Annotated in this window: 25 protein-coding genes; 5 read left to right on the plus strand and 20 right to left on the minus strand. The window is 71.8% G+C overall.

Features of this window, described 5'->3' with window-relative positions:
* The first annotated feature begins 9 nt into the window (after positions 1 to 9).
* The gene (locus ABLE53_RS21445) at positions 10 to 885 is read left to right on the plus strand and encodes a 1,4-dihydroxy-2-naphthoate polyprenyltransferase (RefSeq protein WP_348861186.1); all 876 of its coding nucleotides are present in this window, start codon (positions 10 to 12) and stop codon (positions 883 to 885) included.
* On the opposite strand, the gene ABLE53_RS21450 is transcribed toward ABLE53_RS21445, so the two are convergent.
* The 8 genes from ABLE53_RS21450 to hemL form a co-directional block, all read right to left on the minus strand.
* Positions 886 to 1530 carry a maltokinase N-terminal cap-like domain-containing protein gene (locus ABLE53_RS21450; protein WP_348861187.1) on the minus strand — a complete coding sequence of 215 codons (645 nt, stop codon included), beginning with the start codon at positions 1528 to 1530 and terminating at the stop codon, positions 886 to 888.
* Positions 1530 to 1778, minus strand: a complete 249-nt coding sequence (locus tag ABLE53_RS21455; RefSeq protein ID WP_348861188.1) for a DUF4229 domain-containing protein — start codon at positions 1776 to 1778, stop codon at positions 1530 to 1532. The genes ABLE53_RS21450 and ABLE53_RS21455 overlap by 1 nt, the downstream gene beginning before the upstream one ends.
* Positions 1775 to 2881 (minus strand): c-type cytochrome biogenesis protein CcsB, encoded by a 1107-nt coding sequence (gene ccsB, locus ABLE53_RS21460; protein WP_348861189.1) that lies wholly within the window; start codon positions 2879 to 2881, stop codon positions 1775 to 1777. The genes ABLE53_RS21455 and ccsB overlap by 4 nt, the downstream gene beginning before the upstream one ends.
* Positions 2878 to 4500 carry a cytochrome c biogenesis protein ResB gene (gene resB / locus ABLE53_RS21465; protein WP_348861190.1) on the minus strand — a complete coding sequence of 541 codons (1623 nt, stop codon included), beginning with the start codon at positions 4498 to 4500 and terminating at the stop codon, positions 2878 to 2880. The genes ccsB and resB overlap by 4 nt, the downstream gene beginning before the upstream one ends.
* A 10-nt stretch (positions 4501 to 4510) precedes the next feature.
* On the minus strand, positions 4511 to 5269 hold the full coding sequence (locus ABLE53_RS21470) for a cytochrome c biogenesis CcdA family protein (protein ID WP_348861191.1): 759 nt from the start codon (positions 5267 to 5269) through the stop codon (positions 4511 to 4513).
* Complete coding sequence (locus ABLE53_RS21475; RefSeq protein WP_348861192.1) at positions 5266 to 5874, minus strand: TlpA disulfide reductase family protein; 609 nt, start codon at positions 5872 to 5874, stop codon at positions 5266 to 5268. The genes ABLE53_RS21470 and ABLE53_RS21475 overlap by 4 nt, the downstream gene beginning before the upstream one ends.
* A 1-nt stretch (position 5875) precedes the next feature.
* Positions 5876 to 6583 carry a histidine phosphatase family protein gene (locus tag ABLE53_RS21480; RefSeq protein WP_348861193.1) on the minus strand — a complete coding sequence of 236 codons (708 nt, stop codon included), beginning with the start codon at positions 6581 to 6583 and terminating at the stop codon, positions 5876 to 5878.
* A 79-nt stretch (positions 6584 to 6662) separates the two neighbouring features.
* Positions 6663 to 7997 carry a glutamate-1-semialdehyde 2,1-aminomutase gene (hemL, locus tag ABLE53_RS21485; RefSeq protein WP_348861194.1) on the minus strand — a complete coding sequence of 445 codons (1335 nt, stop codon included), beginning with the start codon at positions 7995 to 7997 and terminating at the stop codon, positions 6663 to 6665.
* Between the two features lie 214 nt (positions 7998 to 8211).
* Between hemL and ABLE53_RS21490 the strand changes: the two genes are divergently transcribed.
* The gene (locus tag ABLE53_RS21490) at positions 8212 to 9558 is read left to right on the plus strand and encodes a lytic transglycosylase domain-containing protein (RefSeq protein ID WP_348861195.1); all 1347 of its coding nucleotides are present in this window, start codon (positions 8212 to 8214) and stop codon (positions 9556 to 9558) included.
* Between the two features lie 58 nt (positions 9559 to 9616).
* On the opposite strand, the gene ABLE53_RS21495 is transcribed toward ABLE53_RS21490, so the two are convergent.
* From ABLE53_RS21495 to ABLE53_RS21525, 7 genes are all read right to left on the minus strand, one after another.
* On the minus strand, positions 9617 to 9799 hold the full coding sequence (locus ABLE53_RS21495; RefSeq protein WP_348861196.1) for a hypothetical protein: 183 nt from the start codon (positions 9797 to 9799) through the stop codon (positions 9617 to 9619).
* A gap of 943 nt (positions 9800 to 10742) precedes the next feature.
* Complete coding sequence (hemB, locus tag ABLE53_RS21500) at positions 10743 to 11723, minus strand: porphobilinogen synthase (protein WP_348861197.1); 981 nt, start codon at positions 11721 to 11723, stop codon at positions 10743 to 10745.
* Complete coding sequence (locus tag ABLE53_RS21505) at positions 11720 to 13405, minus strand: bifunctional uroporphyrinogen-III C-methyltransferase/uroporphyrinogen-III synthase (protein WP_348861198.1); 1686 nt, start codon at positions 13403 to 13405, stop codon at positions 11720 to 11722. Before ABLE53_RS21505 ends, hemB begins: the two co-directional genes overlap by 4 nt.
* Positions 13402 to 14376: a hydroxymethylbilane synthase gene (hemC, locus tag ABLE53_RS21510; RefSeq protein ID WP_348861262.1), complete on the minus strand. Its 975-nt coding sequence runs from the start codon at positions 14374 to 14376 to the stop codon at positions 13402 to 13404. Before hemC ends, ABLE53_RS21505 begins: the two co-directional genes overlap by 4 nt.
* 13 nt (positions 14377 to 14389) lie before the next feature.
* Complete coding sequence (locus tag ABLE53_RS21515; protein WP_348861199.1) at positions 14390 to 15709, minus strand: glutamyl-tRNA reductase; 1320 nt, start codon at positions 15707 to 15709, stop codon at positions 14390 to 14392.
* Between the two features lie 79 nt (positions 15710 to 15788).
* Positions 15789 to 16514 (minus strand): redox-sensing transcriptional repressor Rex, encoded by a 726-nt coding sequence (locus tag ABLE53_RS21520; RefSeq protein ID WP_348861200.1) that lies wholly within the window; start codon positions 16512 to 16514, stop codon positions 15789 to 15791.
* A 190-nt stretch (positions 16515 to 16704) separates the two neighbouring features.
* The gene (locus ABLE53_RS21525) at positions 16705 to 16956 is read right to left on the minus strand and encodes a glutaredoxin family protein (protein ID WP_348861201.1); all 252 of its coding nucleotides are present in this window, start codon (positions 16954 to 16956) and stop codon (positions 16705 to 16707) included.
* An 81-nt stretch (positions 16957 to 17037) separates the two neighbouring features.
* Between ABLE53_RS21525 and ABLE53_RS21530 the strand changes: the two genes are divergently transcribed.
* The 3 genes from ABLE53_RS21530 (at position 17038) to ABLE53_RS21540 (ending at position 20240) form a co-directional block, all read left to right on the plus strand.
* Positions 17038 to 17940 carry an HAD family hydrolase gene (locus tag ABLE53_RS21530; protein WP_348861202.1) on the plus strand — a complete coding sequence of 301 codons (903 nt, stop codon included), beginning with the start codon at positions 17038 to 17040 and terminating at the stop codon, positions 17938 to 17940.
* Positions 17941 to 18028: 88 nt separating this feature from the next.
* Positions 18029 to 18835, plus strand: coding sequence for a sigma-70 family RNA polymerase sigma factor (locus tag ABLE53_RS21535; RefSeq protein WP_348861203.1), 807 nt, complete (start codon positions 18029 to 18031; stop codon positions 18833 to 18835).
* Between the two features lie 127 nt (positions 18836 to 18962).
* Positions 18963 to 20240, plus strand: coding sequence for a DUF5667 domain-containing protein (locus ABLE53_RS21540; protein WP_348861204.1), 1278 nt, complete (start codon positions 18963 to 18965; stop codon positions 20238 to 20240).
* A 27-nt stretch (positions 20241 to 20267) separates the two neighbouring features.
* Here ABLE53_RS21540 and ABLE53_RS21545 read toward each other — a convergent pair whose 3' ends face one another.
* The 5 genes from ABLE53_RS21545 to ABLE53_RS21565 form a co-directional block, all read right to left on the minus strand.
* On the minus strand, positions 20268 to 21530 hold the full coding sequence (locus ABLE53_RS21545; protein ID WP_348861205.1) for a 1-acyl-sn-glycerol-3-phosphate acyltransferase: 1263 nt from the start codon (positions 21528 to 21530) through the stop codon (positions 20268 to 20270).
* Positions 21523 to 22560, minus strand: a complete 1038-nt coding sequence (locus ABLE53_RS21550) for an NAD-dependent epimerase/dehydratase family protein (RefSeq protein ID WP_348861206.1) — start codon at positions 22558 to 22560, stop codon at positions 21523 to 21525. The genes ABLE53_RS21545 and ABLE53_RS21550 overlap by 8 nt, the downstream gene beginning before the upstream one ends.
* A 37-nt stretch (positions 22561 to 22597) precedes the next feature.
* Complete coding sequence (locus ABLE53_RS21555; protein ID WP_008356322.1) at positions 22598 to 22699, minus strand: 30S ribosomal protein bS22; 102 nt, start codon at positions 22697 to 22699, stop codon at positions 22598 to 22600.
* Positions 22700 to 22803: 104 nt separating this feature from the next.
* Positions 22804 to 23010 carry a helix-turn-helix domain-containing protein gene (locus ABLE53_RS21560; protein WP_348861207.1) on the minus strand — a complete coding sequence of 69 codons (207 nt, stop codon included), beginning with the start codon at positions 23008 to 23010 and terminating at the stop codon, positions 22804 to 22806.
* Between the two features lie 244 nt (positions 23011 to 23254).
* Positions 23255 to 24451 carry an acetoin utilization protein AcuC gene (locus tag ABLE53_RS21565; protein WP_348861208.1) on the minus strand — a complete coding sequence of 399 codons (1197 nt, stop codon included), beginning with the start codon at positions 24449 to 24451 and terminating at the stop codon, positions 23255 to 23257.
* Between the last annotated feature and the right edge of the window lie 122 nt (positions 24452 to 24573).

The raw sequence follows: 24573 nt of genomic DNA on the forward strand, positions 1-24573 counted from the left end.
TAGCGCCTCGTGGCATCACCCGCTGAGTGGCTCGCAGGAGCCCGCCCCCGTACGCTCCCGGCCGCTCTCTCGCCCGTCATCGCGGGCGCAGGCGTCGCCGCCTGGGCCGACGCGCTCTCCTGGTGGAGGACGCTGCTCTGCTTCGTGGTGAGCCTGGCGCTGCAGATCGGCGTCAACTACGCCAACGACTACTCCGACGGCGTACGCGGCACCGACGACGACCGGGTCGGCCCGGCCCGGCTCACCGGGTCCGGCGCGGCCCGCCCCGGCGCGGTCAAGGCGGCGGCGTTCGCGTGCTTCGGTGTCGCCGGTGCCGCCGGGCTGGTCCTCGCCGCGACGACGGCGTGGTGGCTGGTCGCGGTCGGCGTGCTGTGCGTGCTGGCCGCGTGGTTCTACACCGGCGGCAGCCACCCCTACGGCTACCACGGGCTCGGCGAGGTGATGGTCTTCGTCTTCTTCGGCCTGGTCGCCGTGATCGGCACCGTCTACGTCCAGACCGAGACCTGGGAGTGGGGCGCGCTCTGGGGCGGGATCGGGGTCGGGTCGCTGGCCTGCGCGCTGCTGGTCGCCAACAACCTGCGCGACATCCCGACCGACGAGGCGGCCGGCAAGCGGACCCTCGCCGTACGCCTCGGGGACCAGTCCAGCCGCGAGCTCTACCTCGCCCTCGTCGCCGTCGCCCTCATCGCCGTCTTCGGGGTCGCGCTTACCACGTCGTGGCTCGCGCTCGTCGGCCTGCTCTTCATGGTCGTCGCCTCGAAGGGCGTCCAGACGGTCACCACGACGAAGAACAAGGGTCCGGCCCTCATCCCCGCCCTGCAGCAGACCGGGCTCGCCGAGCTGATGTGGGCGTTCTTCGTCGGCGTCCCGCTGTTCTTCGCCTGACTACGCCGGCAGCCGGCGTACGCCGACGAGCACGCCCTGCCCGTGGGGCCAGACGACCTCGAGGGTCTCCTCCCCCGCAACGGGTACGCCGTCGAGCAGCCGATTGACGGTGAGCTCGAAGCCGCCCGCCTCGACGACCGCAATCGCGCCGTCCCGCTCGATGCTGACGCCGTCGAACGGCGGCACCTCGCCGGCCTTCCACGACCCGGAGCCCTTCGCGAACACGGTCGGCTCCCGCTGCTCGACCGCGCCGCTGCGGTGGTGGTACTCCAGCTGCTCCTGCTCGGCGCCGGTGAGCACCGCGGTGAGCAGCACGTGGACGGCGACCGGGTCGGCGCAGCCGTCGTAGACCCAGCGGGTGCCGAGCGCGCTGTGCTCGGTCGTGCCGACCAGGAAGTCCTCGGCACCCTCGAGCGGAGCGCCGCGGTAGGTCAGCGGCAGGTGGAGGGTGACCGTCCGGCCGTCGGCGGCGGTCGCGTGGAAGAGCAGGCACTCGACGCCGACCTCGCCCGCCGGGTCGTCGAACCGGTAGCCGCCGATCCGCTCGGTGAGCGTCAGCCCGGACGTCCAGGGCAGTCGGTCCAGCCACGTCGAGGCGAGCTCGAGCTTGTCGGGGCTCAGCGTCGCCTCGTGGATGACGGCCATCAGTCGTCCTCCTTGGCGCGCATCGCCTCGACGGTCCGGCTCGCGCGGGCGTCGACCCGCTCGGCGAACGCGATCCGCTGCCGGTTGAGCAGCGTGTAGGAGGCGATGCCGCTCACCACGAACGAGATCAGCAGCGCGTAGAACCAGTTCAGGCTGCCCGAGGTCCCGAGCCAGATCCCCGCCACGATCGCGAAGGTGCCGGCGAACACCAGCACCCGCAGGCCGGTGTAGACCGCGAACTCCTTCACCGGACCACCTCCGTCCCGACAGCACCGGCGGCACCGACGGACGAGCTCGTCGAGACGGCGGGCGAGGCGTAGGAGTGCTGCGAGGTCGTGCTGAAGTAGTTGATGCCGACGAAGTTGAACCACAGCGTCGCCAGGCCGACCAGCGCAAGGATCGCGGCGTTGCGGCCCTTCCAGCCGGCGGTCGCGCGGGCGTGCAGGTAACCGGCGTACACCACCCACGTGATGAAGGCCCAGACCTCCTTGGGGTCCCAGTTCCAGTACGACGACCAGGCCTGGTGAGCCCAGATGGGGCCGGTGATCAGCACGGCGAAGGTCCACACCGGGAAGCCGAACGCGTGGATCCGGTAGGCCACCCGGTCGAGCGTGTCGAGCGCCGGCACCCGGGACAGCCAGCCGGTCTCGCGCTCGCCGGTCCTCGCCTTGACGAGGTAGACCGCCGAGGTGATGCCGCCGAGGGTGAACGCGCCGGTCGCGAGGATCGCGGAGACGACGTGGATGACGAGCCAGTACGAGTTGAGCGCCTCGGTCAGCGGCGCGACCGGCTCGTAGAGCCAGATGACGCCGACCATGAGGAAGACCAGCACGAACGCGACGACCAGCGGCGCCATCCAGGCCAGCCTGAAGCGCTTGTAGAGCAGCGCGTAGATCGCGGCGACGACGAAGGTGCCGGACAGGGTGAACTCGTACATGTTGCCCCACGGCACGCGGTTCGGGTCGGCGGCCATCCCGCGGCCCACCAGCGCGACGAGGTGGCAGGCCACCGCGATCAGGGTGAGCAGGTAGCCCAGCCGGCCGAACAGCGCGACCCGGTGCGACCGCTCCTCGTCCGCATCGGTGGTCGAGCCGCCGTCGCGAGGTAGGAGCGGTGGCGTGTCGAGACCAACACGGTCCGATCGAGCGCCGACAGCGACGGTGGCGGCCTCGACACGGTCTCGACTCGCTTCGCTCGCTCGACCCGAGTCGCTGGCGCTCGCTGCCCGACCGGCGCGGCGACCCACGAGCGCCGACCACTCCACGAGGTGGCAGAGCAGCGCGAGGAAGTAGACGACGCCAGCGGCCGCGACGGCCTGGTTGCTGAGCGTGCCCCAGTCGTGGTCGGTCATGTTCGGTCCTCCGGTGTGCGACCCCGCAACGACGCGACGAGGCCTTCGACGACGGCAGCGGTGTCCCCGCCGCCCGAGCGGTCGAGCGCGGCCACCTCGACCAGTGTGCCGTCCGGCGTACGCCGGGCGCGAACCCAGACCCGCCGCGGACGGATGAAGAGCGAGCCGAGCAGCCCGGCGAGCGCGATGCAGACGCCGCCGAGCGCGATCCGCTTGCCGGGCTGCTTGCTGATCTGCACCTTGTTCCAGCGGTCGATCCCGTTGAACGTCACCGACCCGAGGCCGCCGGGAAGCTTGGCGGTCTGGCCGACGTGCAGGTTGAACGCCTTGCCGCCGGGCGCCGTCACCCGGGTCGCCTTCGAGGTGTCGAGCTGATAGACCGACTGCGGGCCCGAGTCGAGGTTGAGGTCGCCCTTCCAGGCCTGCAGCGACAGGACGGCGTTCTTGCCGTCGCCGATGTCGCCCTTGAGGTTGACCGGGTCGCCGTCCACGGTGACCTCGAAGGGGTAGAACATCCCGCTGAGACCGAGGCTCTCCGGCTCGGCGTACGGCGCCTTGACGACCCCGAACGAGACGAAGCTGCTGTTCTCCGGCAGGAAGATCGTCGGGCCGGAGTAGGCGACGTGGCCCTTGCCGTCACGCACGGTGATGATCGGCGCGTAGCCGTGGCCGATGAGGAAGACCTCGGTGCCGCCGATCGACAGCGGGTGGTTGACCCGCAGGTCGTAGGTCTTCTCGGGGCCGTTGCCCGCCTGGTAGGTGAGGTGCGACTGGAACCCCTTCGCCATCCCCTGCCGCGGCCCGGAGTCGAGCCACTGCACGTCGAAGCGGTCGATGCTGAACCTGAAGTCGTCGAGCTGCGAGGCGGTGAACAGGCTGCCCGGGTCGAAGTCGTCGTACTGCGTCAGCTCGTTGGAGAAGCCGAAGTCCTTGCCGACCACGACGATCACGCCGCCCTTGTAGCCGAACAGGCTGCCGAGCGCGAAGCCCACCAGCACCACGATGATCGAGAGGTGGAAGACGAGGTTGCCGACCTCGCGGAGGTAGCCCTTCTCCGCCGCGACGGCGTAGTCCGTCGCATCCGGCGCAGAGACCGCGTCGCCGTCCCCGCTCCGCAGCCGGTAGCGCTGCTTGCGCAGCAGCGCCCGCGCCCGGGCGAGGACCTTCTCGGGCTCCTCGTCGACGACGTACGACGTGGAGTCGGGCAGCCGGGTGAGGTTGCGCGGAGCCGCCGGCGGCTGGGCGCGGACGTTGCGCCAATAGACGAAGAGGCGCGGGATGATGCAGCCGACCAGCGAGAGCATCAGCAGGATGTAGACCGCGGCGAACCACGGGGTGCCGTAGACGTCGAAGAGGCCCAGCTTCTGATAGATCGGCGTCAGGGTCTTGTGGGCGTCCTGCCAGTTGCTGGTCTTGAGGCTGTCGATGTTCTCCTGCGGGATCAGCGACCCCGGCACCGCGGCGAGCGCGAGCAGGAGCAGCAGGATCAGGGCCGTGCGCATCGAGGTGAGCTGGCGCCAGGCCCAGCGCAGCGACTCGCGCAGGCCGAGCTCCATCGCCGTGCGCGGGGTGCGGTCGGGCTTCTCGGGCGTCTTCTGGGCGGGGGCGGTCTGGGTCACTGTTCGGTCCTCACAGGGCGAGCCCCTCCCAGTGCGAGACGACCCAGTTCTGCAGCGCCTGGACGGCGTAGTCCCACCAGCCGGTGACGAGCGCGAGGCCGACGACGATCATGAGGGCACCGCCGACGCGGGTGATGGCCCGCTGGTGCGAGCGCAGCCAGCGTACGGCGACCATCGCCTTGCGCCAGGCGAGCGCGACGACGACGAACGGGATGCCGAGGCCGAGCGAGTAGCAGGCCAGCAGCAGGCCGCCCCGGGCGGCGGTTCCCTCGTTCCACGCCAGCGTGGAGATGACGCCGAGGGTCGGTCCGTTGCACGGCGTCCAGCCGAGCCCGAAGAGGAAGCCGAGCAGCGGCGCCGCCGCCAGCCCGACCGCCGGCACCTTGTGGAAGCGCACGTCCCGCTGGAGCGCCGGGATCAGCCCGATGAAGGCGATCCCCATGACGATGCACAGGATGCCGAGGACCCGGTTGGCGACGTCGGTGTACGCCAGCAGCTTGGAGGCGATCCCGCCGACCGCCAGCCCGAGCAGGACGAAGACGACGGTGAAGCCGAGCACGAAGAGCACCGAGCCCAGGAGCATCCGGCCCCGGCGTACGTTGCCCTCGGCCAGGTCGGCGCCGGAGAGCCCGGTGGAGTAGGACAGGTAGCCGGGCAGCATGGGCAGCGTGCACGGCGAGACGAAGGACAGCAGCCCCGTCACCAGGGCCACCGGGACCGCCAGGAGCAGCGAGCCGTTGCTCGCCGTCGACGTGAACCACGCGCTCATGCCGCACCCTCCTCCGGGGCGGCGGGCCCGCCGGCGTCCTCGATGATGTCCTCGAGGGTGGTCCGGGTGGGGATCGTCCCGCGGATGATCGCCGCGACCCGGCCCTGCGGGTCGAGGACGGCCGTCGCGGGCACGGTGCGGGGACTGAGCCGGTCGCGGAACGCGAGCGTCGCCTTGCCGTCGGGCGAGTAGAGCGAGGGGTAGGTGACCTTGTAGTAGCGCTCGAAGGCGAGACCCTGGTCGGCGGAGTTGTCGCGGATGTTGACCCCCAGGAAGGCGACCTTGTCGCCGAGTGCGGTGTGGACCGACTGCAGCATCGGGGTCTCCTTGCGGCACGGGCCGCAGGTCGACCACCAGAAGTTCACGACGACCACCTTGCCGCGCTGCGCGGAGAGGTCGTACGACGACCCCGTCAGCGTCTTGCCGGACAGACTGATCGGCTCGCCGCGGTCGGCGGCGGCGTACTGGATCACCTGCCCGTCGCCGGAGATGTAGCCACCGTCGTTGGTGCCCGAGAGCCCGCACCCGGCCAGCGCGGCCAGGGTGAGGAGGAGTGGTGCGATGAGGCGGAGCCGCCGAGCGAGAGGCGGCATCTCGGGCTGCATGTCAGGCCTGCTCCTCCTCGGGCACCTTGCTGTCGGGGCGGTGCTCCTCGGGTGCGCCTCCGGCGGAGTACGGCGCGTGCTTGTCCTTGGCGGGGATCAGGTCGCCGGACGGCTCGGAGTAGGAGATCTGCGCGAGCCGGTCGCCGACGAAGTGGAACGAGGTGAGCGAGCACAGGGTGCACTGCCGCTTTCGCGGGTCGTGGAGGAAGCTGCGCCGCTCGGCCGCGAGCCTGGTCGTCCAGATCGGCAGCTGGTGGGAGACGATGACCGCCTCGTGGCCCTCGGCCGCCGTGCGGGCGGCCTCGATCGCGGCCATCATCCGGGCGACGATCTCCTTGTAGGGCTCGCCCCACGACGGCTTCCACGGGTTCCACAGCCTCAGCCAGGTGCGCGGGCTCTTGAGCGGACTGTCGCCGCGGCCGAACTGCATGCCCTCGAACCAGTTGCCCGACTCGATCACCCGCTCGTCGAGCGCGACCTCGAGCCCTTTCGCGGCGGCGAGCGGGGCCGCGGTCTCCTGGGCCCGCTCGAGCGGGCTGGAGACGATCCTGGTGATGTCGCGGCCGCCGACGCGCTCGGCGATCCGCTCGGCCATCTTGACCCCGAGCGGGGAGAGGTGGAACCCGTCGCGCCGGCCGTAGAGGATCCCGTCCGGGTTGTAGACCTCGCCGTGGCGCAGCAGGTGGACGGTCGTGTCGGGCGTGCTCATGCCGCCACCTCCGTGAGAGAACAAGAACGATACGGACGCGGCGGCACGAGTGGATCGACGTTCGCTCGCTGACGCTCGCTCATTGCTGCACCCTTGCGGCGGCCTCGGCGGCGGCGGGCAGCGCGTCGACGATCTGCCCGACGGCGCGCTCGTCGTGGGCGCTGGAGAGGAACCAGGTCTCGTACGCGCTGGGCGGGAGGTAGACGCCCTGGTCGAGCATCGAGTGGAAGAAGGCGGCGTACGCCGTGACGTCGGTGGTGCTCGCGTCGTCGAAGTTGCGCACGTCGCGGTCGGTCAGGAAGACCGAGAACATCGTGCCGGTCGCCTGGATCCGGTGCGCTACGCCGGCCTTGGTGAGCGCCTCCGCGACGGCGCCCTTGACGGTCTCGGCGGCGGCGGAGACGTGGGCGTAGACCTCGTCTGTCGCGAGCCGCAGCGTGGCGAGCCCGGCGGTGGTGGCGACGGGGTTACCGGACAGGGTGCCGGCCTGGTAGACGGGGCCCTCGGGCGAGAGCCGCCGCATGATCTCGGCGCGGCCGCCGAACGCCGCGGCCGGGAAGCCGCCGCCCATCACCTTGCCGAAGGTGACCAGGTCGGGGGTCCAGCCCTCCTGCTTGCCGTCGAGACCCCACTGGCCCTGCCTGCTGGCGCGGAAGCCGGTCATCACCTCATCGGAGATGAACAGCGCGCCGTTGGTCCGGCAGGTCTCGGCGAGGAAGGCGTTGAAGCCCGGCTCCGGCGGAACGATGCCCATGTTGCCCGGTGCGGCCTCGGTGATGAGGCAGGCGATGCGGTCGCCGTACTCCAGGAAGGCCTTGGTCACCGCGTCGCGGTCGTTGTAGGGCAGCACCAGGGTGAGCTCGGTGCTGGACGCCGGGACGCCCGGGGTCCCGGGGACGGCGAACGTCGCGAGGCCGGAGCCCGCGCTGGCCAGCAGCGCGTCGACGTGGCCGTGGTAGCACCCGGCGAACTTGATCACGACGTCGCGGCCGGTGAAGCCGCGGGCGAGCCGGATCGCCGACATCGTCGCTTCGGTGCCGCTGCTGACGAAGCGGACCTCCTCCACCGGGGCCCGCTCCACGATCGCCTCGGCCAGCTCCACCTCGGGCTCCGTCGGCGTGCCGTACGACGTGCCGCGGGCGACCGCCGCGCCGACCGCCTCGAGCACCTCGGGGTGGGCGTGGCCCAGCAGCATCGGGCCCCACGAGCAGATCAGGTCGACGTAGTCGTTGCCGTCGACGTCGGTCAGCCAGGCTCCCTTGGCCGAGCGGATGAAGCGGGGCGTGCCACCGACCGCGTTGAAGGCCCGGACCGGGGAGTTGACCCCACCGGGGGTCACCGCCTTCGCGCGGGCGAAGAGGGCTTCGGAGGCGGGGACGGAGCCCGCGGGGTCGTACGTCGCATCAGTGGGCACCGGCTCATTGTTCCTCAACCGGCCAAGTAAACTTCATTCGGCTCATCGCATCATGGAGCGCCGTGAGTCGCGTCTCACGATCGTGGCCGTTTGCAGCGGCCTTTCTTGGGCAAACGTGATGTGCGTAACTTGTGCGTGACACGCTTCGTTAGGGCTTGACGTACGAGGGAGCACGGATCGCACGGGGAGTGCGATGCACTTGAGGGAGAACCAGATGTCCGCACCGCGCTTCGGCCGGCTGCACAAGGCCACGGCGCTCGTCCCGCTGGCGGTCCTCTCCGCCGCGTGGACGGTCAACGTCACCGGCCTGACCTCCACCACGTCGGCGGTCGCGTCCAACACGACCCCTCCGGCGGCGAGCCTCCCGGACGGCACGGCGCTCCCCTCGGGTCCGATCTCGGCCCCGGCCAGCGTGTCCGCCCCTGAGGGCAGCAACCGCGGGCTGAGCGCCAAGAAGGCCTCGGACATCGTGGCGACCGCCTCGTCGTCGGGCATCCCCTCGGCCGCCCTGGCGGCCTACCAGCGGGCGGCGACGATCATCGACGACGCCGACAAGAGCTGCCACCTCGACTGGCAGCTGATCGCGGCCATCGGCCGGGTGGAGTCCAACCACGGCCGGGCCGACGGCAACCGGCTCACCTCGAACGGCCTGTCGACGCCGGGGATCTTCGGCCCCGCCCTCAACGGCAGGACCGTCTCCCTGATCCGTGACACCGACGGCGGGCGCTACGACGGCGACACCTCCTACGACCGCGCGGTCGGTCCGATGCAGTTCATCCCGTCGACCTGGTCGATGGTGGGCGTCGACGCCGACGGCGACGGCAAGCGCAACCCGCAGGACATCAACGACGCCGCCCTCGCGACGGCGGTCTACCTCTGCTCCGGCGACGACGACCTGTCCACGCTGAGCGGTCAGCGGGCCGCGGTGTTCCGCTACAACCACAGCCAGTCCTACGTCTCGACCGTCCTCGGGGTCGCCTCGGCCTACCGTGCCGGCGACTACACCTCGGTGCCCGACAACACCGTCACCACCGACTGGACCTTCACCCCCTCCGCGCCGCCGGCGAAGGGTCACGGAGCCAAGCACGGTGGCAAGGCCGCCGGCGGCCACACCAGCACCGGGACGCCCGCCGCCGGCACCGGGTCCACACCCTCGACCGGCGGCAGCTCGTCCTCCTCCGGGGGCACCTCCAGCACCGGTGGCTCCGGCTCCGGCGGCAGCAGCAACAACGGCGCGGGCAGCAAGGGCAGCGACAAGGGCAGTGGCCCGACGGACGGCAACAGCTCCGCCCCGGACCCGGTCGGTGCCGCGGGCGACGCTGTCCAGGCCGGCGGTCAGGCGGTCGAGGACACGATCACCAAGGCCGAAGCAACCACGAAGTGCGTGGGCCAGGTGATCCCGGCCCAGCTTCAGGACGTGCTCAGCAACGCTGGCGTCCTGGGTGGGACGCTGTCGCAGATCGTGGGCGTGCTGAACAGCCCCGTCGCGGCGCTGCTGGGTGGCAAGGAGAAGGCAGCGACGCTGCAGGACTGCGTCAACAAGCTGGTCGGCGGCAGCTGACCCGGAGCCAAGACTGTGAGCAGGGCCGCCACCTCCGACCTGGAAGTGGCGGCCTTGGTCACTCGGTTTGCGTACGTCGCCAGTCCTCGAAGGCGAGCTCCTCGTCGAGGTCGCGCTCGACAGGGATCCAGGCGCCGCTCGGCGGGTCGAGGGTCCACCGGCGCGGCCGGTTGAGCTCCAGCGCGCGAGCCCTCGCAGCGAGCATCCGCTCGACCTGAGTGGCCCGCGAATCGCCTGCCACGATAGCGAGGTACTCCAGACCGGCCCGTCGGAAGCGGTCCTCGCGGCCGACGTCCCGGCGATGGCGCTCCCGGGACTTGTGGGCGGCCGTCGTACTCGCCGACGACTCCGGCCTCGACGTCGAGTATGTCGGGCGCGCCGAGCGCCCTGCCGTCGAGGGCGTAGATCACCCGGTTGCAGACGGGCTTCGGCAGCCGTGCGTCGAGCACCCACACCAGCCGCATCCGCGACTCCATCGGCGACCTGCTCCGCTGCTCGGCGAGCTCGACTGCCGCGAGCAGAACGTCGCGGCGACGACCGCGGAGCCCGCTCGCGTACGACCTGAGCCGCCTGATCGAGGTCAGTCGGGCCGCCATCACCATGTCGACGAGCACCACGGCCTCCCGCAGGTCGTCGAGCCGGAGAATCTCGTCGACGACCGCCCGCTCGACGATCGTGCACGGCACCCCGTTGACTACTCGGATCTCGCCGGAGGAGAGCGCTGCCCGGGTTGCGATGCTCGCGTCCGTCCGGGCGAGCTGTCTCGTCGACACAAGCGCCACCTGCAGCGCGGAGCCATCGGGGGCGCGCCCGTCGCAGTACGCGGCGCCGTACATCCGGAGCGCGGCCCAGCCGGTCACCGCACCGTCGCCTTCGAGCCGCATCGACTGCTCGAGGATGCGCTGCTCGGGGACCGACGAGTCCGTCTCGGCGGGAACGTGGAAGCCGTGGCTCGTCTGGCGCCACCGGCCACGCCGCACCTCGTGGCGTGTCGGACGCTCGGCGTACTCACCGTCGTCGGCAGTCCGTGGTCGGCGCCGGGTCGGGCGCACGAGCCCGACCGGCGGATCGCAGCGGGGCTGGAAGTGACCGTCCTCGTCCATGCTCCAGGCATGCCCGCGGCGTACGCCGCTGAGACCTGCCAACCACGGCCTGTGGACAGCGACCAGGCCGAGCGTGACAGGTCAGCGCAGCAGCCCGGCGGCCTCGACGGCCCAGTAGGTCAGGATGACGTCGGCGCCGGCGCGCTTGAAGGCGGCGAGGCTCTCGAGGATGGCCGCCTGGCGGTCGATCCAGCCGTTGGCCGCGGCGGCCTCGAGCATGGCGTACTCCCCCGAGATGTTGTAGGCCGCCACAGGGACGTCCACGGCGTCGCGGACGGCGCGCAGGACGTCGAGGTAGGGCAGCCCCGGCTTCACCATGACGATGTCGGCGCCCTGCTCGATGTCGAGCAGCGCCTCCCGGACGCCCTCGAGGGCGTTGGGCGGGTCCTGCTGATAGGTGCGCCGGTCGCCCTTGAGCGAGGAGTCGACCGCCTCGCGGAAGGGGCCGTAGAAGGCGGAGGCGTACTTCGCGGAGTAGGCCAGGATCGAGACGTCCCGATGGCCGGCCTCGTCCAGCGCCGTCCGGATGACGGCGACCTGGCCGTCCATCATCCCCGACGGCCCGACCATGTGGACGCCGGCCGACGCCTGGGCGCGCGCCATCTCGGCGTACACCTCGAGCGTCGCGTCGTTGTCCACCGAGCCGTCGCCGGCGAGGACGCCGCAATGGCCGTGGTCGGTGAACTCGTCGAGGCACAGGTCGCTCATCACGGTGATCGCGTCGCCGACCTCGGAGACGACGTCGGCGATCGCGACGTTGAGGATCCCGTCGGGGTCGACGGCGCCGGAGCCGACGGCGTCCTTCTCGGTGGGTACGCCGAAGAGCATGATCCCGCCGATCCCGGCCTCGGCAGCCTCGACCGCCGCCTTCCGCAGCGAGTCGCGGGTGTGCTGGACGACGCCCGGCATCGAGGAGATCGGCACCGGCTCGGTCGCGCCCTCGCGGACGAAGGCCGGCAGCACCAGGTTGGCCGGGCGTACGGCGGTCTCGGCCACCATCCGCCGCAGGACAGGGGTCTGCCGCAGCCGCCTGGGACGTATGACTGGACGCTCGATGCTCATCGTGAGCTCGTCGCCTTCCGGCGGCCGGCCGGCTTGCGCTCGGACGGCTTGGTGACGGGCTGGCCGGCCTCGATCATCGCGGCCCGGCGGGCGGCGCCGAACGAGGCGAGCGCGTCGGTCAGCGCCTCGATGGACGGCTTCGGGGCCATCACGTCGACGCGGAGTCCGTGCTCCTCGGCGGTCTTGGCGGTGGCGGGACCGATGACCGCGATCACCGTCGAGGCGTGCGGCTTGCCGGCGATGCCGACCAGGTTGCGGACCGTGGAGGAGGAGGTGAAGACGACGGCGTCGAACTTCCCGGTCTTGATCGCCTCGCGGGTCGGCGCCGGCGGCGGCGCGGCCCGGACGGTGCGGTAGGCGGTGACGTCGTCGCACTCCCAGCCGAGGTCGACCAGGCCGGCCACGAGGTTCTCGGTGGCGATGTCGGCGCGCGGCAGGAAGACCCGGTTGATCGGGTCGAGCAGCTCGTCGTACTCCGGCCAGACCTCGAGCAGCCCGGCTGCCGACTGGTTGTCGCCCCCGGGCACGAGGTCGGCGCGCAGGCCCCAGTCGGCCAGCGCCTGCGAGGTCTTCTCGCCGACGGCGGCGATCTTGAGCCCGGAGAAGGCGCGGCTGTCGAGGCCGTACTCGTCGAACTTCTCGCGTACGGCGCGGACCGCGTTGACCGAGGTGAACGCGATCCACTCGTAGCGGCCCTCGACGAGCCCGCGGATGGCCTTGTCCATCTGCTGCGGGTTGCGCGGCGGCTCGACGGAGATGGTGGGGACCTCCTCGGGCACCGCGCCGAAGCCGCGCAGCTTGGCGGAGAGCGCTGGCGCCTGCTCCTTGGTGCGCGGCACGAGGACCCGCCAGCCGAAGAGCGGCTTGGTCTCGAACCACGACAGCGTCTCGCGCAGGCCGACGACCTTGCCGACCACGATCACGGCCGGCGGCGCCATCCGGGCGGCGCGGGCGTCGGCCGCGATGTTGTCGAGCGTCGAGGTGACGGTGGCCTGCTCGGTGGTGGTGCCGACCCGGGTCATCGCGACCGGCGTCTGCGGGGAGCGGCCGGCGGCGATCAGCTCCTTGGCGATGTCGCCGACCAGGCCGACACCGGAGAGCAGCACGAGGGTGCGGTCGTCGGCGTACTGGCTCCAGTCGACCTTCTCTCCGCAGGTCACGACCGCGACCTCGCGGTGGTCCTTCGTGGTGAGCGGGATGCCGGCGTACGCCGGGACCGCGCTGACCGAGGAGACACCGGGGACGATCTCGAAGCCGATCCCGGCCTTGGCGCAGGCCTGCGCTTCCTCCGGGCCGGAGGCGTACAGGAACGGGTCGCCGGCCATGAGGCGTACGACCCGCAGGCCGCGCTTGGCCTGCTTGACGACCACCTTGGCGCGGGCCGCGTGGGTCAGCGGCTGGCCGTCCTCGCCGAAGCCGCCGTCGACCAGCTCGGGGCCGACGGCCGCGGCCGCGTCCACCGGGTCTGCGTCCTCGGCGGGCTCGGGGAGCCCGAGCACCTGCCTGACCATGGCGGCGTGCTCGGGGGCCTCGGTCACGACGACCTCCGCCTGCCTGAGCAGGTCGAGCGCCCTCACGGTGAGCAGCTCGGGGTCGCCGGGACCGCTGCCGACGAACGACACCCAGCCCAGGCTCGCGTCGGCGGCTGCCGCCTTCTGATCGGTGGTCTTGGCTCCGGTCATGCGTTGTGCACCTTGTCCAGCTCGGGAGCGGCGGGATGGGGCTCGCCGCCCTTGTTCAGCTCGTGATCCAGCTCTGCGGCACCCTCGGCGAGCATCTCCTCGGCGAGCCGGGTCCCGACGCCGACGGCGTCGTCGACCGGACCGCTCGAAGACATGCGGATCGAGAGGGATCCGTCGGGCGAGAGCACGACGGCCCTCACCCAGAGCTCCGCTCCGTCGTCGCCCTCGACGACCTCGGCGAGGGTGCCGATGGGAGCGGCACAGCCACCCTCGAGGGTGGCGAGTACGGCGCGCTCGGCCTCGACGGCCGCGCGCGTGAAGGGGTCGTCCAGACCCGTGAGAACGGTGAGGAGCTCGGCGTCGTCCGCGCGGCACTCCACCGCCAGCGCACCCTGGCCGGGGGCGGGCAGCACCTGCAGCGGGTCGAGCACTTCGGTGACCTCGTCCAGTCGATCGATGCGAGCAAGGCCGGCACGGGCGAGCACGACGGCGTCGTAGTCACCGGCCCGGACCTTGCCGATTCGGGTGTCCACGTTCCCACGGACGCCGACGAGGTCCAAACCGAGACCGAGGGCCCTGATCTGGGCGGCCCGGCGCGGCGATCCGGTGCCGACCTTCGCGCCCTGCGGAAGCTCGGCGAGGGTCAGTCCGTCGCGCGCGACGACCACGTCGCGCGGGTCCTCGCGGGAGGGTACGGCGGCGAGCGTGATGCCCTCGGCGGCGTAGGTCGGCAGGTCCTTCAGGGAGTGCACGGCCACGTCGATCTCACCGGCCAGCAGGGCGTCGCGCAGCGCGCTGACGAACACGCCCTGCGAGGGCGCCCCGGTCAGCGGCGTGCCGGCGGCCTGGCTGCGGTCGCCCTCGGAGGTGATCTCGACCAGCTCCGTGTCGTGTCCGCGCTCGCGGAGGAGGTCGGCGACGTGGCCCGACTGGGTCTTCGCGAGGACGGAGCGGCGGGTGCCGAGACGGATCGTCACCGGGTGGTCACCGGCTTCCCTTGCGGCCGGGGCGGGAGCCGTCCTCGGGGACGTCGGGACGGGTCACCGCGCTCACCGCGTCGGCGTCCAGGGCGAAGAGCTCGGCCAGCGCGGCGGCGTACGACACGGCGCCGGTCTCGTTGGCAAGCTCCTTGACGCGGACCGTCGGCTCGTGGAGCAGCTTGTCGGCGACCCGGCGGACGGTGCGCAGGACCTCGGCGCGGGTGGACTCGTCGAGGCCGGGCAGCCGGCCGTCGAGACGGGCCATCTCGGCGTCGACGACGCTGGTGGCCATCGAGCGGAGCGCGACCACGGTCGGGGTGACGCTGGCCTGCTTGCGGGCGCTGAGGAAGGCAGCGACCTCCTGCGCCACGATGTCGCGTACGGCGGCGAGCTCCTGCCCCGCCTGCGACTCGTGCAGCTCCTCGGCGAGGCTGGCCAGGTCGACGAGCGTGACGCCCGGCAGGTCGGCGACCTGCGGGTCGATGTCGTGGGGCAGGGCGAGGTCGACGAGGGCGACCGGCCGGTCGGCGCGGTCGGCGACCATCGGGGTCGACACGAGGACGCCGCGAGCGCCCGCGCAGGTGATCACGAGGTCGGCGTCGGCCACCTCGGTGGCCAGCGAGGGCAGGCCGGCGGCGCGGCCGGCGTACTCACGGGCGAGGCGCTGTGCGCGGTCCTCGGTGCGGTTGACGACGACGATGTCCTCCGCTCCGGCCCGAGAGACGGTCGCGGTGGCGAGCCCGGCCATGGCGCCGGCGCCGACGATGACGACCCGCTTGCCGGCGACCGGGCCGATGGCCCGCTGCGCGCGGGCGAGCGCGGCGGTGACCAGCGACGGGGCCGCGCGGTCGATGTCGGTCTCGGCGTGGCTGCGCTTGCCGACCCGGAGGGCCTGCTGGAAGAGCGAGTTGAGGGCCGGGCCGACGGTGCCGAGCTCCTGGCCGAGCTGCAGCGCGGCGCGGGTCTGGCCGAGGATCTGGGCCTCGCCGACGGCCATCGAGTCGAGCCCGGCGGCCACCTGGAACAGGTGGGAGACCGCGCCGTCGTCGTAGTGGACGTAGAGGTGCGGCAGCATGGTCTCGACCGACTCGCCGGCCCGCTCGATGATCTTGCGGGACAGCTCCTCGACCGAGCCGTGGAACCGGTCGACCTCGGTGTAGATCTCGAGCCGGTTGCAGGTCGCGATGACGGCCGCCTCGGTGACGTGCTCGCAGTGGGCGACGTCGGTGACCAGCTTCTGCAGGCCGCCCGCGTCCACCGACACCGCCTCGAGCATCGGGACCGGAGCGGAGTTGTGGGAGATGCCGACGACCAGGACGCTCATGCCGCCGCCTCCGTGGGAGAACAACAAAGATACGGACGCGGCGGCCTGAGAGCGCCGATGGTCGCTCGCTGACGCTCGCTCATGCCGTCACCCCGTCGGGGTCGATGGCGACGGCGCCGGTGCCGTCGAGTGACGGGACGCCGTCGGCCTCGGTCTGCGCCTTGCGGGACTCGTGGTAGGCCAGGATCTGGAGCTCGATGGAGAGATCCACCTTCCGTACGTCGACGCCCGGCGGCACCGAGAGGACCGTCGGGGCGAAGTTGAGGATGCTGCTGATGCCCGCCTGGACCATCGCGTCGGCGACGTCCTGGGCGGCCGGGGCGGGCACCGAGATCACCCCGATGGCGACCTGGTGCTCGGTGACGATGTCGGCGAGCTCGCGGAACGGCCGCACCGGGATGCCGGCGACCTCCTTGCCCTCGAGCCGCCGGTCGGCGTCGAGGAGCGCGACGATCCGGAAGCCGCGGCTGCGGAAGCCGGAGAAGTTGGCGAGCGCCTGCCCGAGGTTGCCGATGCCGACGATGACGACCGGCCACTCCTGGGTCCCGCCGATCTCGCGGGAGATCTGGTAGCGCAGGTAGTCGACGTCGTAGCCGACCCCGCGGGTGCCGTAGGACCCGAGGTAGGACAGGTCCTTGCGCAGCTTCGCCGAGTTGACCCCGGCAGCGGCGGCCAGCTCCTCGGAGGAGCAGACGGCGATGTTGCGGTCGGCGAGGGAGAGGAGTGCGCGGAGGTAGACGGGCAGTCGGGCGACGGTCGCCTCGGGGATGTCCCTGGCAGAGTCCGTGGTGCTGCGTGCCGTCACTCTCAGCTCTTTCAAGACAGGCCGCGGTCGGGGGCTGGTGGGCAGTCCGGGCGCGCTCCGCGACCCGTTCACTCTAGGCAGTTTGTGCAATCGAGAACAAACCGAGTGAGCCAGGAGACGCGCCGGCTTCTATCACGGGTGAGGTACCTCACAGGGGCCGGGGTGATACATCCCGAGACCCCCCGCGGGCTCACCGGGTGGTCGGGCGCCCGAGCGCGGCGCGCAGACGATCCTCCGAGACCCGCCAGAAGTCGTGCTGGCGGCCGTCGACGAAGGTCACCGGGATCTCCTCGCCGAAGCGCTCCTTGAGCTCGGGGTCCTCGTCGATCGAGACCTCGTCGTACGACGTCCCGGTGTCGGCGCAGACCCGCTCGATCACCGCGCGGGCGTCGTCGCAGAGGTGGCAGCCGGGCCTGGAGTAGAGGGTGATGCGGGCGCTCATGCTGTTCCCTTTCTGACCGGTGCCATTGTGCCCCGCGGAGGCCGGCACGGACCACCGGCGCGGCGCACTAGAGTGACCGCCGTGAGCACCGCCCGGGACCGTCAGCGCCGCCGGGAGGAGATGCGCCGCCGCGACCTCAGGCGCCGATCCGCCCTCGCGGGCGAGGCCTCGGCGGCGGCCGCCGAGGTGGAGACCGCGCTCAGCGGGACCGGCGACTCCCCGGCGGCGGCGTTCTTCGACGTCGACAACACGATCATGCAGGGCGCGACGATCTTCCATCTGGCGCGGGGGCTCCACAAGCGGAAGTTCTTCACGACACGGGAGATCCTCGGGGCGGCCTACAAGCAGGCGTACTTCCGCGTCGTCGGCGTCGAGGACCCCGCCCACATGGACTCCGCGCGCAACAGCGCGCTGTCGTTCATCAAGGGCCACACCGTCACCGAGCTGCAGGAGCTCGGCGAGGAGATCTTCGACGAGGCGATGGCCCACCGGATCTGGCCCGGCACCCGCGCGCTCGCCCAGTCGCACGTCGACCGCGGGCAGCGGGTCTGGCTGGTCACCGCCGCCCCGGTCGAGATCGCCCAGATCATCGCCCGCCGGCTCGGCCTCACCGGGGCGCTCGGCACGGTCGCCGAGCACGCCGACGGCGTCTACACCGGTCGCCTGGTCGGCGACATGCTGCACGGGCCGGCGAAGGCGGAGGCGGTCAAGGCGCTCGCCGCCCGGGAGGGTCTCGACCTGGCGCAGTGCTCGGCGTACTCCGACTCGGCCAACGACCTGCCGATGCTCTCCCTCGTCGGCGACCCGTGCGCCATCAACCCCGATCACAAGCTGCGTGCCCACGCGCGGGCGATGGGCTGGCGGATCCGCGACTACCGCACCGGGCGGAAGGCGGCGCGGGCGGGGATGATCGCGGCCGGGCTCGGCGGTGTCGCCACCGGCGCTGTCGCCGCCGGCGTCGCGCTCCGGCCCCGCAAGCGCTGAATTCTTTACTGAGACACCTGACACGGCAACGGCCCGGGACGTACAGTGGCCCGGGCAGCGGGGGAGCACATCCGGGGAGGGAACCCATATGCCGTGGCAGGCCGGCGACATCGCCCGGGGTCTGAGCGCGTTGCGCGCGGAGGTCGCCCGGGTGCTGGCGGAGACGGCGGACCCGACGCCGCGACTCGTCCCGGCCCTCGCCGGCGCCGGCGTCCTGCTCAGCAAGGCCGACACCGGCACCCCGCACGGAGGCAGCGGCTCGAGCACCGACCTCCCCGCTGCGGCGTACGACGGCGGCGGGAGCGACCAGGACCGGGCCGCCTCCTCGGAGGAGTCCGAGGAGGACCGCACCCGCCTCATCGCCCTCGTCGAGCTCGCCCGCAAGGGCGACTCCGAGGCGTTCGGGATGCTCTACGACCACTACCACGGCTCGGTCTACCGCTTCCTCTTCTACCGCACCCGGTCCGTGACCCTCGCCGAGGACCTCACCTCGGAGACCTTCTTCCGCGCCCTGCGCTCGATGACCGGCTTCCGGTGGCAGGGCAAGGACTTCGGGGCCTGGCTCATGACGATCGCCCGCAACCTCGCCACCGACCACTTCAAGGCCGGCCGCACCCGCCTCGAGCTGACGACCGAGGACATGGGGCTGCACGACGACGCGACGGACGGACCGGAGTCGGCGGTGCTTGCGAGCATCACCAACGAGATCCTGCTCGAGGCGCTGTCCAAGCTCCCCGACGAGCAGCGCGACTGCGTCGTGATGCGCTTCCTCCAGGGCCTCAGCATCGCCGAGACGGCCTCCGTCCTCGGCCGCAGCGACGGCGCCGTCAAGCAGCTCCAGCTCCGAGGGGTCCGCAACCTGGCGAAGCTGATGCCGGAGGGGCTCCGAGGGTGATGGAGAGCTCACTCCGCACCGCGCTCACCGGCGTAACCTTTGCGCCCGCGGCATCGTTGGTGTCAGCAGCCGCGGCGACGCGGCTCCTCCCCCGCAGCACCACCGGTCCGATCCGAGGACGACACTGATGAGCCCGGCGTTCCCGACGCGACGACGCGCCGACGAGTTCCACCGCCTGGTCGAGGGCACCCCGACCCGCGGCGAGGCCACCCCGGCCGACCTCGCCGAGCTGGCAGAGCTCGCCCGCGAGCTGCGCGACCTCCCGGCCGTCGAGCCGCGGGCGGCGTTCTCGACCGCGCTGCGCGAGCGGCTGATGGTCGCGGCGGAGACCGAGCTCGCGCCGGCCGCGTCCACGATCGAGAGGCGGCTCACCGTCGGTGGGGCTCCCGGATCCCGCAGCCGCCGCTCGCGGCGCCTCACCGCCGGGCTGGCGGCGCTGGCGATCGTCGGTGGCACGGCCGGCACCGCGCTGGCCTCCCAGGGCGCGCTGCCCGGCGAGACGCTCTACCCGGTCAAGCGGGCGATCGAGAACCTCAAGACCGGCTTCAGCGTCGGCGACGAGTCGAAGGGCTCGACACTGCTCCACGACGCCGGCACCCGCCTCGACGAGGTCCATCGGCTCACCCACGACAAGGCCAGGCCCGCGGACGCCGACACGGTGAGCAAGACCCTGGAGTCCTTCGCCTCGCAGGCGACGACCGCCTCCGACCTGCTCCTCGGCGACTACAAGGACTCGCGCGACGCGAAGCCGGTCGAGGACCTCCGCAGCTTCGCCGCGGACGGGATCAGTCGGCTCTCCGACCTGCAGGCGCAGGTTCCCGAGGCTGCGCAGGGCGCCCTCGCCGACGCGGCCCAGACCTTGCTGCTCATCGACCAGGCCGCCGCCGCGGTGTGCCCGGAGTGCTCGGGTCCCGGCATCACGCAGCTTCCGCAGAACCTCCTGCACGCCGTCTCACAGTCGCTCAACAGCACGGCGTCCGACGCCACCGGCGCCGCCGGCAACGGTCAGCCCGGCGTCTCGCTGCCCTCCATCAACCCGGAGGACCTGCTCCCGGCGACCGTCGGCGCCGGCCAGGGCGGCGGCGCGACGGGGTCGAAGCAGTCGACGGGCTCCGGGTCGGGCTCGTCCTCTCAGAGTGGCTCGTCCGACGACAGCTCGTCGACCGACAGCGGCTCCGGCAGCGGCTCCGGCGGTGGACTCCTCGGGAATGTGCTCGGCGGTGGCTCGAGCTCCGACGACGGCTCGGGCAGCTCCTCCGACTCGGGATCCGACGACTCCGGCTCGACCGACTCCGGCAACGGCGGCGCGGTCGGTGACACCGTCGGTGGGGTCGTCGACGGTGTCGACAAGGTCGTCGGAGGCGTCACCGACGGCGTGGGCGGCCTGCTCGGCGGCGGCTCCTGACGCAGGAGCCGCTCACATCGCGCGGCGTCAGCGGAAGACCGACTCCCGCTGCATCAGCAGCGAGTAGAGCGTCTGCTGGATCGTCTCGCGCACCTGGTCGGTCACGTTGAACACCAGCATCGGATCGTCGGCCTCGCCGTCGTCGTACGCGTCGGTGCGGATCGGCTCGCCGAACTCCATCAGCCACTTCGACGGCAGCGGGATCATCCCGAGCGGGCCGAGGAGGGGGAAGAACGGCGTGATGGGGAGGTATGGGATGCCGAGCACCTTCGCCAGTGCGGGGATGTTGCCGACGAGCGGGTAGATCTCCTCGGCGCCGACGACGGCGAGCGGGACGATGGGTACGCCGGTGCGCAGCGCGGCGGAGACGAAGCCGCCGCGGCCGAACCGCTGCAGCTTGTAACGCTCGCTGTAGGGCTTGCCGATGCCCTTGAACCCCTCCGGCCAGACGCCGACGAGCTCGCCGTCGCAGAGCATCCGCTCCGCGTCCTCGCTGCACGCGAGCGTGGCGCCGGCCTTGCGGGCGAGCATGCCGATGAACGGCATCCTGAAGACCAGGTCGGCACCCAGCGGCCTCAGGTCGCGACCGACGTGGTCGTGGATCGTCACCATCGTCATCAGCCCGTCCATGGGCAGCGTGCCGGAGTGGTTGGACACCACGAGCGCGCCGCCGTCGGTGGGGATGTTGTCGATCCCGCGGACCTCGATCCGGAACCACTTCTCCTTGATCGGGCGCAGCATCGCGAGCAGGAACCGCTCGGTCAGCTCCCGGTCGAAGCCGTAGTCGTCGACGTCGTACTGCCCGGTCACGCGCCGGCGAAGGAACGCCAGGAAGCGCGCCAGCTGCGGCTCCCAGTCCGTGCCGAAGACCTCCCGTGCGGCGCTGTCGAGCGCCGCCTGCCAGTCGGCCGGCGGGATGCCGCCGAGCGGGTGGCGGTCGGTCGTGGTCGCCACCTGCGTGGGCTCATGCTCCGCGCCGGTGCCGTCGGGCCCAGTGGCGTCGGGCTCAGTGGCGTCGGGCTCAGTGGAGCCGGGCTCAGTGGAGCCGGGCGCGCTGCCATCGGGCTCGGCGGCCTCAGGCGCGGCGGAGTCCGGCTGCGCGGCGGGGTCCTGCCCGACGGCGTCGCGTACGCCGTCCGGCTCCTCGGCCCCATCGGTCTTCTTCCGGCGCGCGGGCCGGGAGGCCCCGGCACCCCCGGCGAGCCGGCGAGCGGCCGAGGACGACGACCGGCCGCTTCCGCGTCCCGGCTCTCCACGGGTGCCGAGCGGGATGATCTCTGCGTCAGCCACTGAGCGGAACCTCTCCTCGGATCGGGGCTGCGGGCAGACGGTGCTCGAGCTCGGCCAGGAGCCGGTCGGTCCGGCCGCCCGTGGGCGTCGTCGAGGCTGCGAAGTCGGCGAGGGCCGAGGCCGTCGTGTAGGCCGGCTCGAAGCCGAGCTCGGCCCGCATCCGGGTCGTGTCGACGCCGCGGCCGTAGGTGAGGAAGCCGAGCAGCTCGGGTGGCAGCTCGGCGACCCGGGTCTGCCGGAGGAGGCTGTGGACCGGGCCCGGGAGCGGCAGGGTCGGCCGCTGCATCCGTCGCGCGACCTGCGAGAGCGTGAGGATGCCGTCGCCGGCGACGTTGAAGGTGCCCGGTACCCGCGACCTGATCGCGTGGCCGAGGGCGGCGTACAGGTCCCGCTCGTGCAGGAACTGCATCCGCGGGTCGAAGCCGAGGACGGTCGGCAGGACCGGCAGCCGGAGGTACGTCGCCAGCGGGCTGTCGACCCGGGGACCGAGGACGTTGGCGAACCGCAGCGTCGTGACGCAGACGTCGGGCCGGCGCCGCGCGAAGCCGCGCACGTAGCCCTCGATGTCGGCGACGTCCTTGGCGTAGCCGCCGTAGGCGCTGCGCCGCGGCTCCATCTCCTCGGCGAACATCGCCGGGTCGCGGTTGCTGGATCCGTAGACGGTGGTCGTCGACTTCACGACCAGCTGCTGGACCGAGGGGGCCTTCTGGCAGGCGGCGAGGAGCTGCATCGTCCCGATGACGTTGAGCTCCTTCATCATCGTCCGTCCGCCGGTGCTGCCCGGGGTGGCGATGATGCTCATGTGGACGACGGTGTCGACGTCCTCCTTGGCGATCACCTTGGCGATCACCGGGTTGCGGATGTCGGCGCGGACGAAGGACATCCCGCCGATGTCGCCGCGGGGCGGGACGACGTCGACGCCGATGACCCGCTCCACGCCGGCGCGCTCGGCGGCGGCGCGCGCGAACCTGCGCCCGAGGTCACGCGAGACCCCGGTGACCAGGACGACCCGTCCGGCGCGCTCCGTCATGTCACCTACGCCGACCGCAACGACCGCGGCTAGCGCGTCACTTGCCGAGCTTGCGACGCTGGACGCGCGTCTTCTTCAGCAGCTTGCGGTGCTTCTTCTTGGCCATGCGCTTGCGGCGCTTCTTGATGACAGAACCCACGGGAAACCTTCCTGTTCACCGACGGCAGGGGCCGCCGGACCGGCCAAGCCTAACCGGACGGGAAGGACCGTGGGGAATCGGTGACGGGCGGCGAGACCGGCAGCTCAGCCGGCGTTGTAGAAGGAGTTCTTCAGGTAGTCGTTGGCGTCGTCCTCCCGCACCCGGAAGGAGCGCCCCACGCGGACGGCGGGGAGCTCCCCGCTGTGGACGAGTCGGTAGACGGTCATCTTGGAGACACGCATCATCGCGGCCACCTCGGCAACGGTCAGGAACTTGCTGTCGGAGATATCTCCGGAGGTGTTGCCAGCCATGAGTCCACCGATTCCTTCTCGAAAGTAGCGCGCCACCGGCTTCCCCACCGATTGCTCCCACGCGCTCGCTGCCTTCGTGAGAATAGAGCCTGATGTGACTAGTGGGGAAGGGGTAACCCCTGGGAATCTCATCGAGACCCGGCGTGTCGGATTGATTTCGGGCAATGCACTTGATCCCCGCGGCCGCGGACCGCCGGTCGCGCCGCGCGGGTGTGTCTCTCAACCGTGCCCTAAGAGGGGGTAGTTAAGGAAGAGGGTCGAGCCCGTGGAGCGGGAAGACGGCCGTCCGGGTGGCGTTGATCTGCCGATCGAGCCACGTGGCGGGGTCATACCCCAGTGACCAGTCGCGGTACGTCGGCTCTCTGCCGTCGGTCATGCGGCGGGGCGCGACCGCGCCGAGCAGCTCCTGGATGTGGGCGCGCCAGCTCTCCGGCGTGTCGAGCTGCGGGTCCAGCGGCGCGCCGCCGACGATCGCCAGCAGGTGGGTCCACGCCCGGGGGACGACGTCGACGACGGCGTACCCTCCCCCGCCGAAGGCGACCCACTTCCCGTCGCAGACCTCGTGGGCGAGCTCGTGGAGGGCGAGGTACGCCGCCCGCTGGCCGTCGACGGTGAGCATCAGATGGGCCAGCGGGTCCTCGGTGTGGGAGTCGCAGCCCTGCTGGGTGACCAGGATCTGCGGCTTGAACTCCCTCACCAGCGGCGGCACCACGGCGTGGAACGCCCGCAGCCAGCCGTGGTCGGCCGTGCCGGGCGGAAGGGCGACGTTGACCGCGCTGCCGACGGCGTCGGGGCCGCCGGTCTCCTCGGGGAAGCCGGTGCCCGGGAAGAGCATCTGCCCGGTCTCGTGGAGGCTGATGGTGAGCACTCGCGGGTCGTCCCAGAACGCCCGCTCGACGCCGTCGCCGTGGTGCACGTCGACGTCGACGTACGCGATCCGCTCGACGCCCTGGTCGAGCAGCCACCGGATCCCGATCGCGACGTCGTTGTAGATGCAGAACCCGCTCGCCCGGTCGCGCATCGCGTGGTGGAGCCCGCCCATGATGTTGGCGGCATGCAGGCTCTCCCCGCTGAGCACCTGCCGGGCCGCCTCGACGCTCGCGCCGGCGATGTGGGCGCTGGCGTGGTGGATGGCCGGGAAGACCGGGTCGTCCTCGGTGCCGAGCCCGTGGGTGAGGTCCGCGCCCAACGTCTGGCCGGCCCGCTCGACCGCCTCGATGTAGGAGGCGTCGTGGACGGTGAGCAGCTGGTCGTACGACGCCATCGGCGCGGGCACCACCCGCAGTCCGCCCACGGGCCGGGACAGGACGCCGATCTCGTCGGCAAGCCGCATCGTCAGGGCGACGCGGAGCGGAGCCATCGGATGGCTGGGTCCGAAGTCGTACTCCGAGAGACTGGGGTCGTAGACGACGGTGGCCGGTCCGGAGCACTGCACGTCCATGGGACTGACCGTACCGGCTGCACTTATCGCCTCGGCCCCCGCTTCGAGGTGTGGCACACTGGCCGGGTGCACGCGCTTCGCATCCAGTGGTGGTCCGCCTGACCGGCGGCCATCCTTCGTGC

The sequence above is a fragment of the Nocardioides asiaticus genome (assembly GCF_040049175.1).
Lineage (GTDB): Bacteria > Actinomycetota > Actinomycetes > Propionibacteriales > Nocardioidaceae > Nocardioides > Nocardioides cheoyonin.

What these genes read in the sequence shown, in the direction of transcription:
- ABLE53_RS21505 (WP_348861198.1), bottom strand. Translation starts at nt 13,405, where the DNA reads ATGACCGGAGCCAAGACCACCGATCAGAAGGCGGCAGCCGCCGACGCG.
- ccsB (WP_348861189.1), bottom strand. Translation starts at nt 2,881, where the DNA reads ATGACCGACCACGACTGGGGCACGCTCAGCAACCAGGCCGTCGCGGCC.
- ABLE53_RS21470 (WP_348861191.1), bottom strand. Translation starts at nt 5,269, where the DNA reads ATGAGCGCGTGGTTCACGTCGACGGCGAGCAACGGCTCGCTGCTCCTG.
- ABLE53_RS21550 (WP_348861206.1), bottom strand. Translation starts at nt 22,560, where the DNA reads ATGACGGAGCGCGCCGGACGGGTCGTCCTGGTCACCGGGGTCTCGCGT.
- ABLE53_RS21515 (WP_348861199.1), bottom strand. Translation starts at nt 15,709, where the DNA reads ATGAGCGTCCTGGTCGTCGGCATCTCCCACAACTCCGCTCCGGTCCCG.
- ABLE53_RS21480 (WP_348861193.1), bottom strand. Translation starts at nt 6,583, where the DNA reads ATGAGCACGCCCGACACGACCGTCCACCTGCTGCGCCACGGCGAGGTC.
- hemB (WP_348861197.1), bottom strand. Translation starts at nt 11,723, where the DNA reads ATGAGCATCGAGCGTCCAGTCATACGTCCCAGGCGGCTGCGGCAGACC.
- ABLE53_RS21525 (WP_348861201.1), bottom strand. Translation starts at nt 16,956, where the DNA reads ATGAGCGCCCGCATCACCCTCTACTCCAGGCCCGGCTGCCACCTCTGC.
- ABLE53_RS21540 (WP_348861204.1), top strand. Translation starts at nt 18,963, where the DNA reads ATGAGCCCGGCGTTCCCGACGCGACGACGCGCCGACGAGTTCCACCGC.
- ABLE53_RS21535 (WP_348861203.1), top strand. Translation starts at nt 18,029, where the DNA reads ATGCCGTGGCAGGCCGGCGACATCGCCCGGGGTCTGAGCGCGTTGCGC.
- ABLE53_RS21475 (WP_348861192.1), bottom strand. Translation starts at nt 5,874, where the DNA reads ATGCAGCCCGAGATGCCGCCTCTCGCTCGGCGGCTCCGCCTCATCGCA.
- ABLE53_RS21450 (WP_348861187.1), bottom strand. Translation starts at nt 1,530, where the DNA reads ATGGCCGTCATCCACGAGGCGACGCTGAGCCCCGACAAGCTCGAGCTC.
- ABLE53_RS21560 (WP_348861207.1), bottom strand. Translation starts at nt 23,010, where the DNA reads ATGGCTGGCAACACCTCCGGAGATATCTCCGACAGCAAGTTCCTGACC.
- ABLE53_RS21565 (WP_348861208.1), bottom strand. Translation starts at nt 24,451, where the DNA reads ATGGACGTGCAGTGCTCCGGACCGGCCACCGTCGTCTACGACCCCAGT.
- ABLE53_RS21490 (WP_348861195.1), top strand. Translation starts at nt 8,212, where the DNA reads ATGTCCGCACCGCGCTTCGGCCGGCTGCACAAGGCCACGGCGCTCGTC.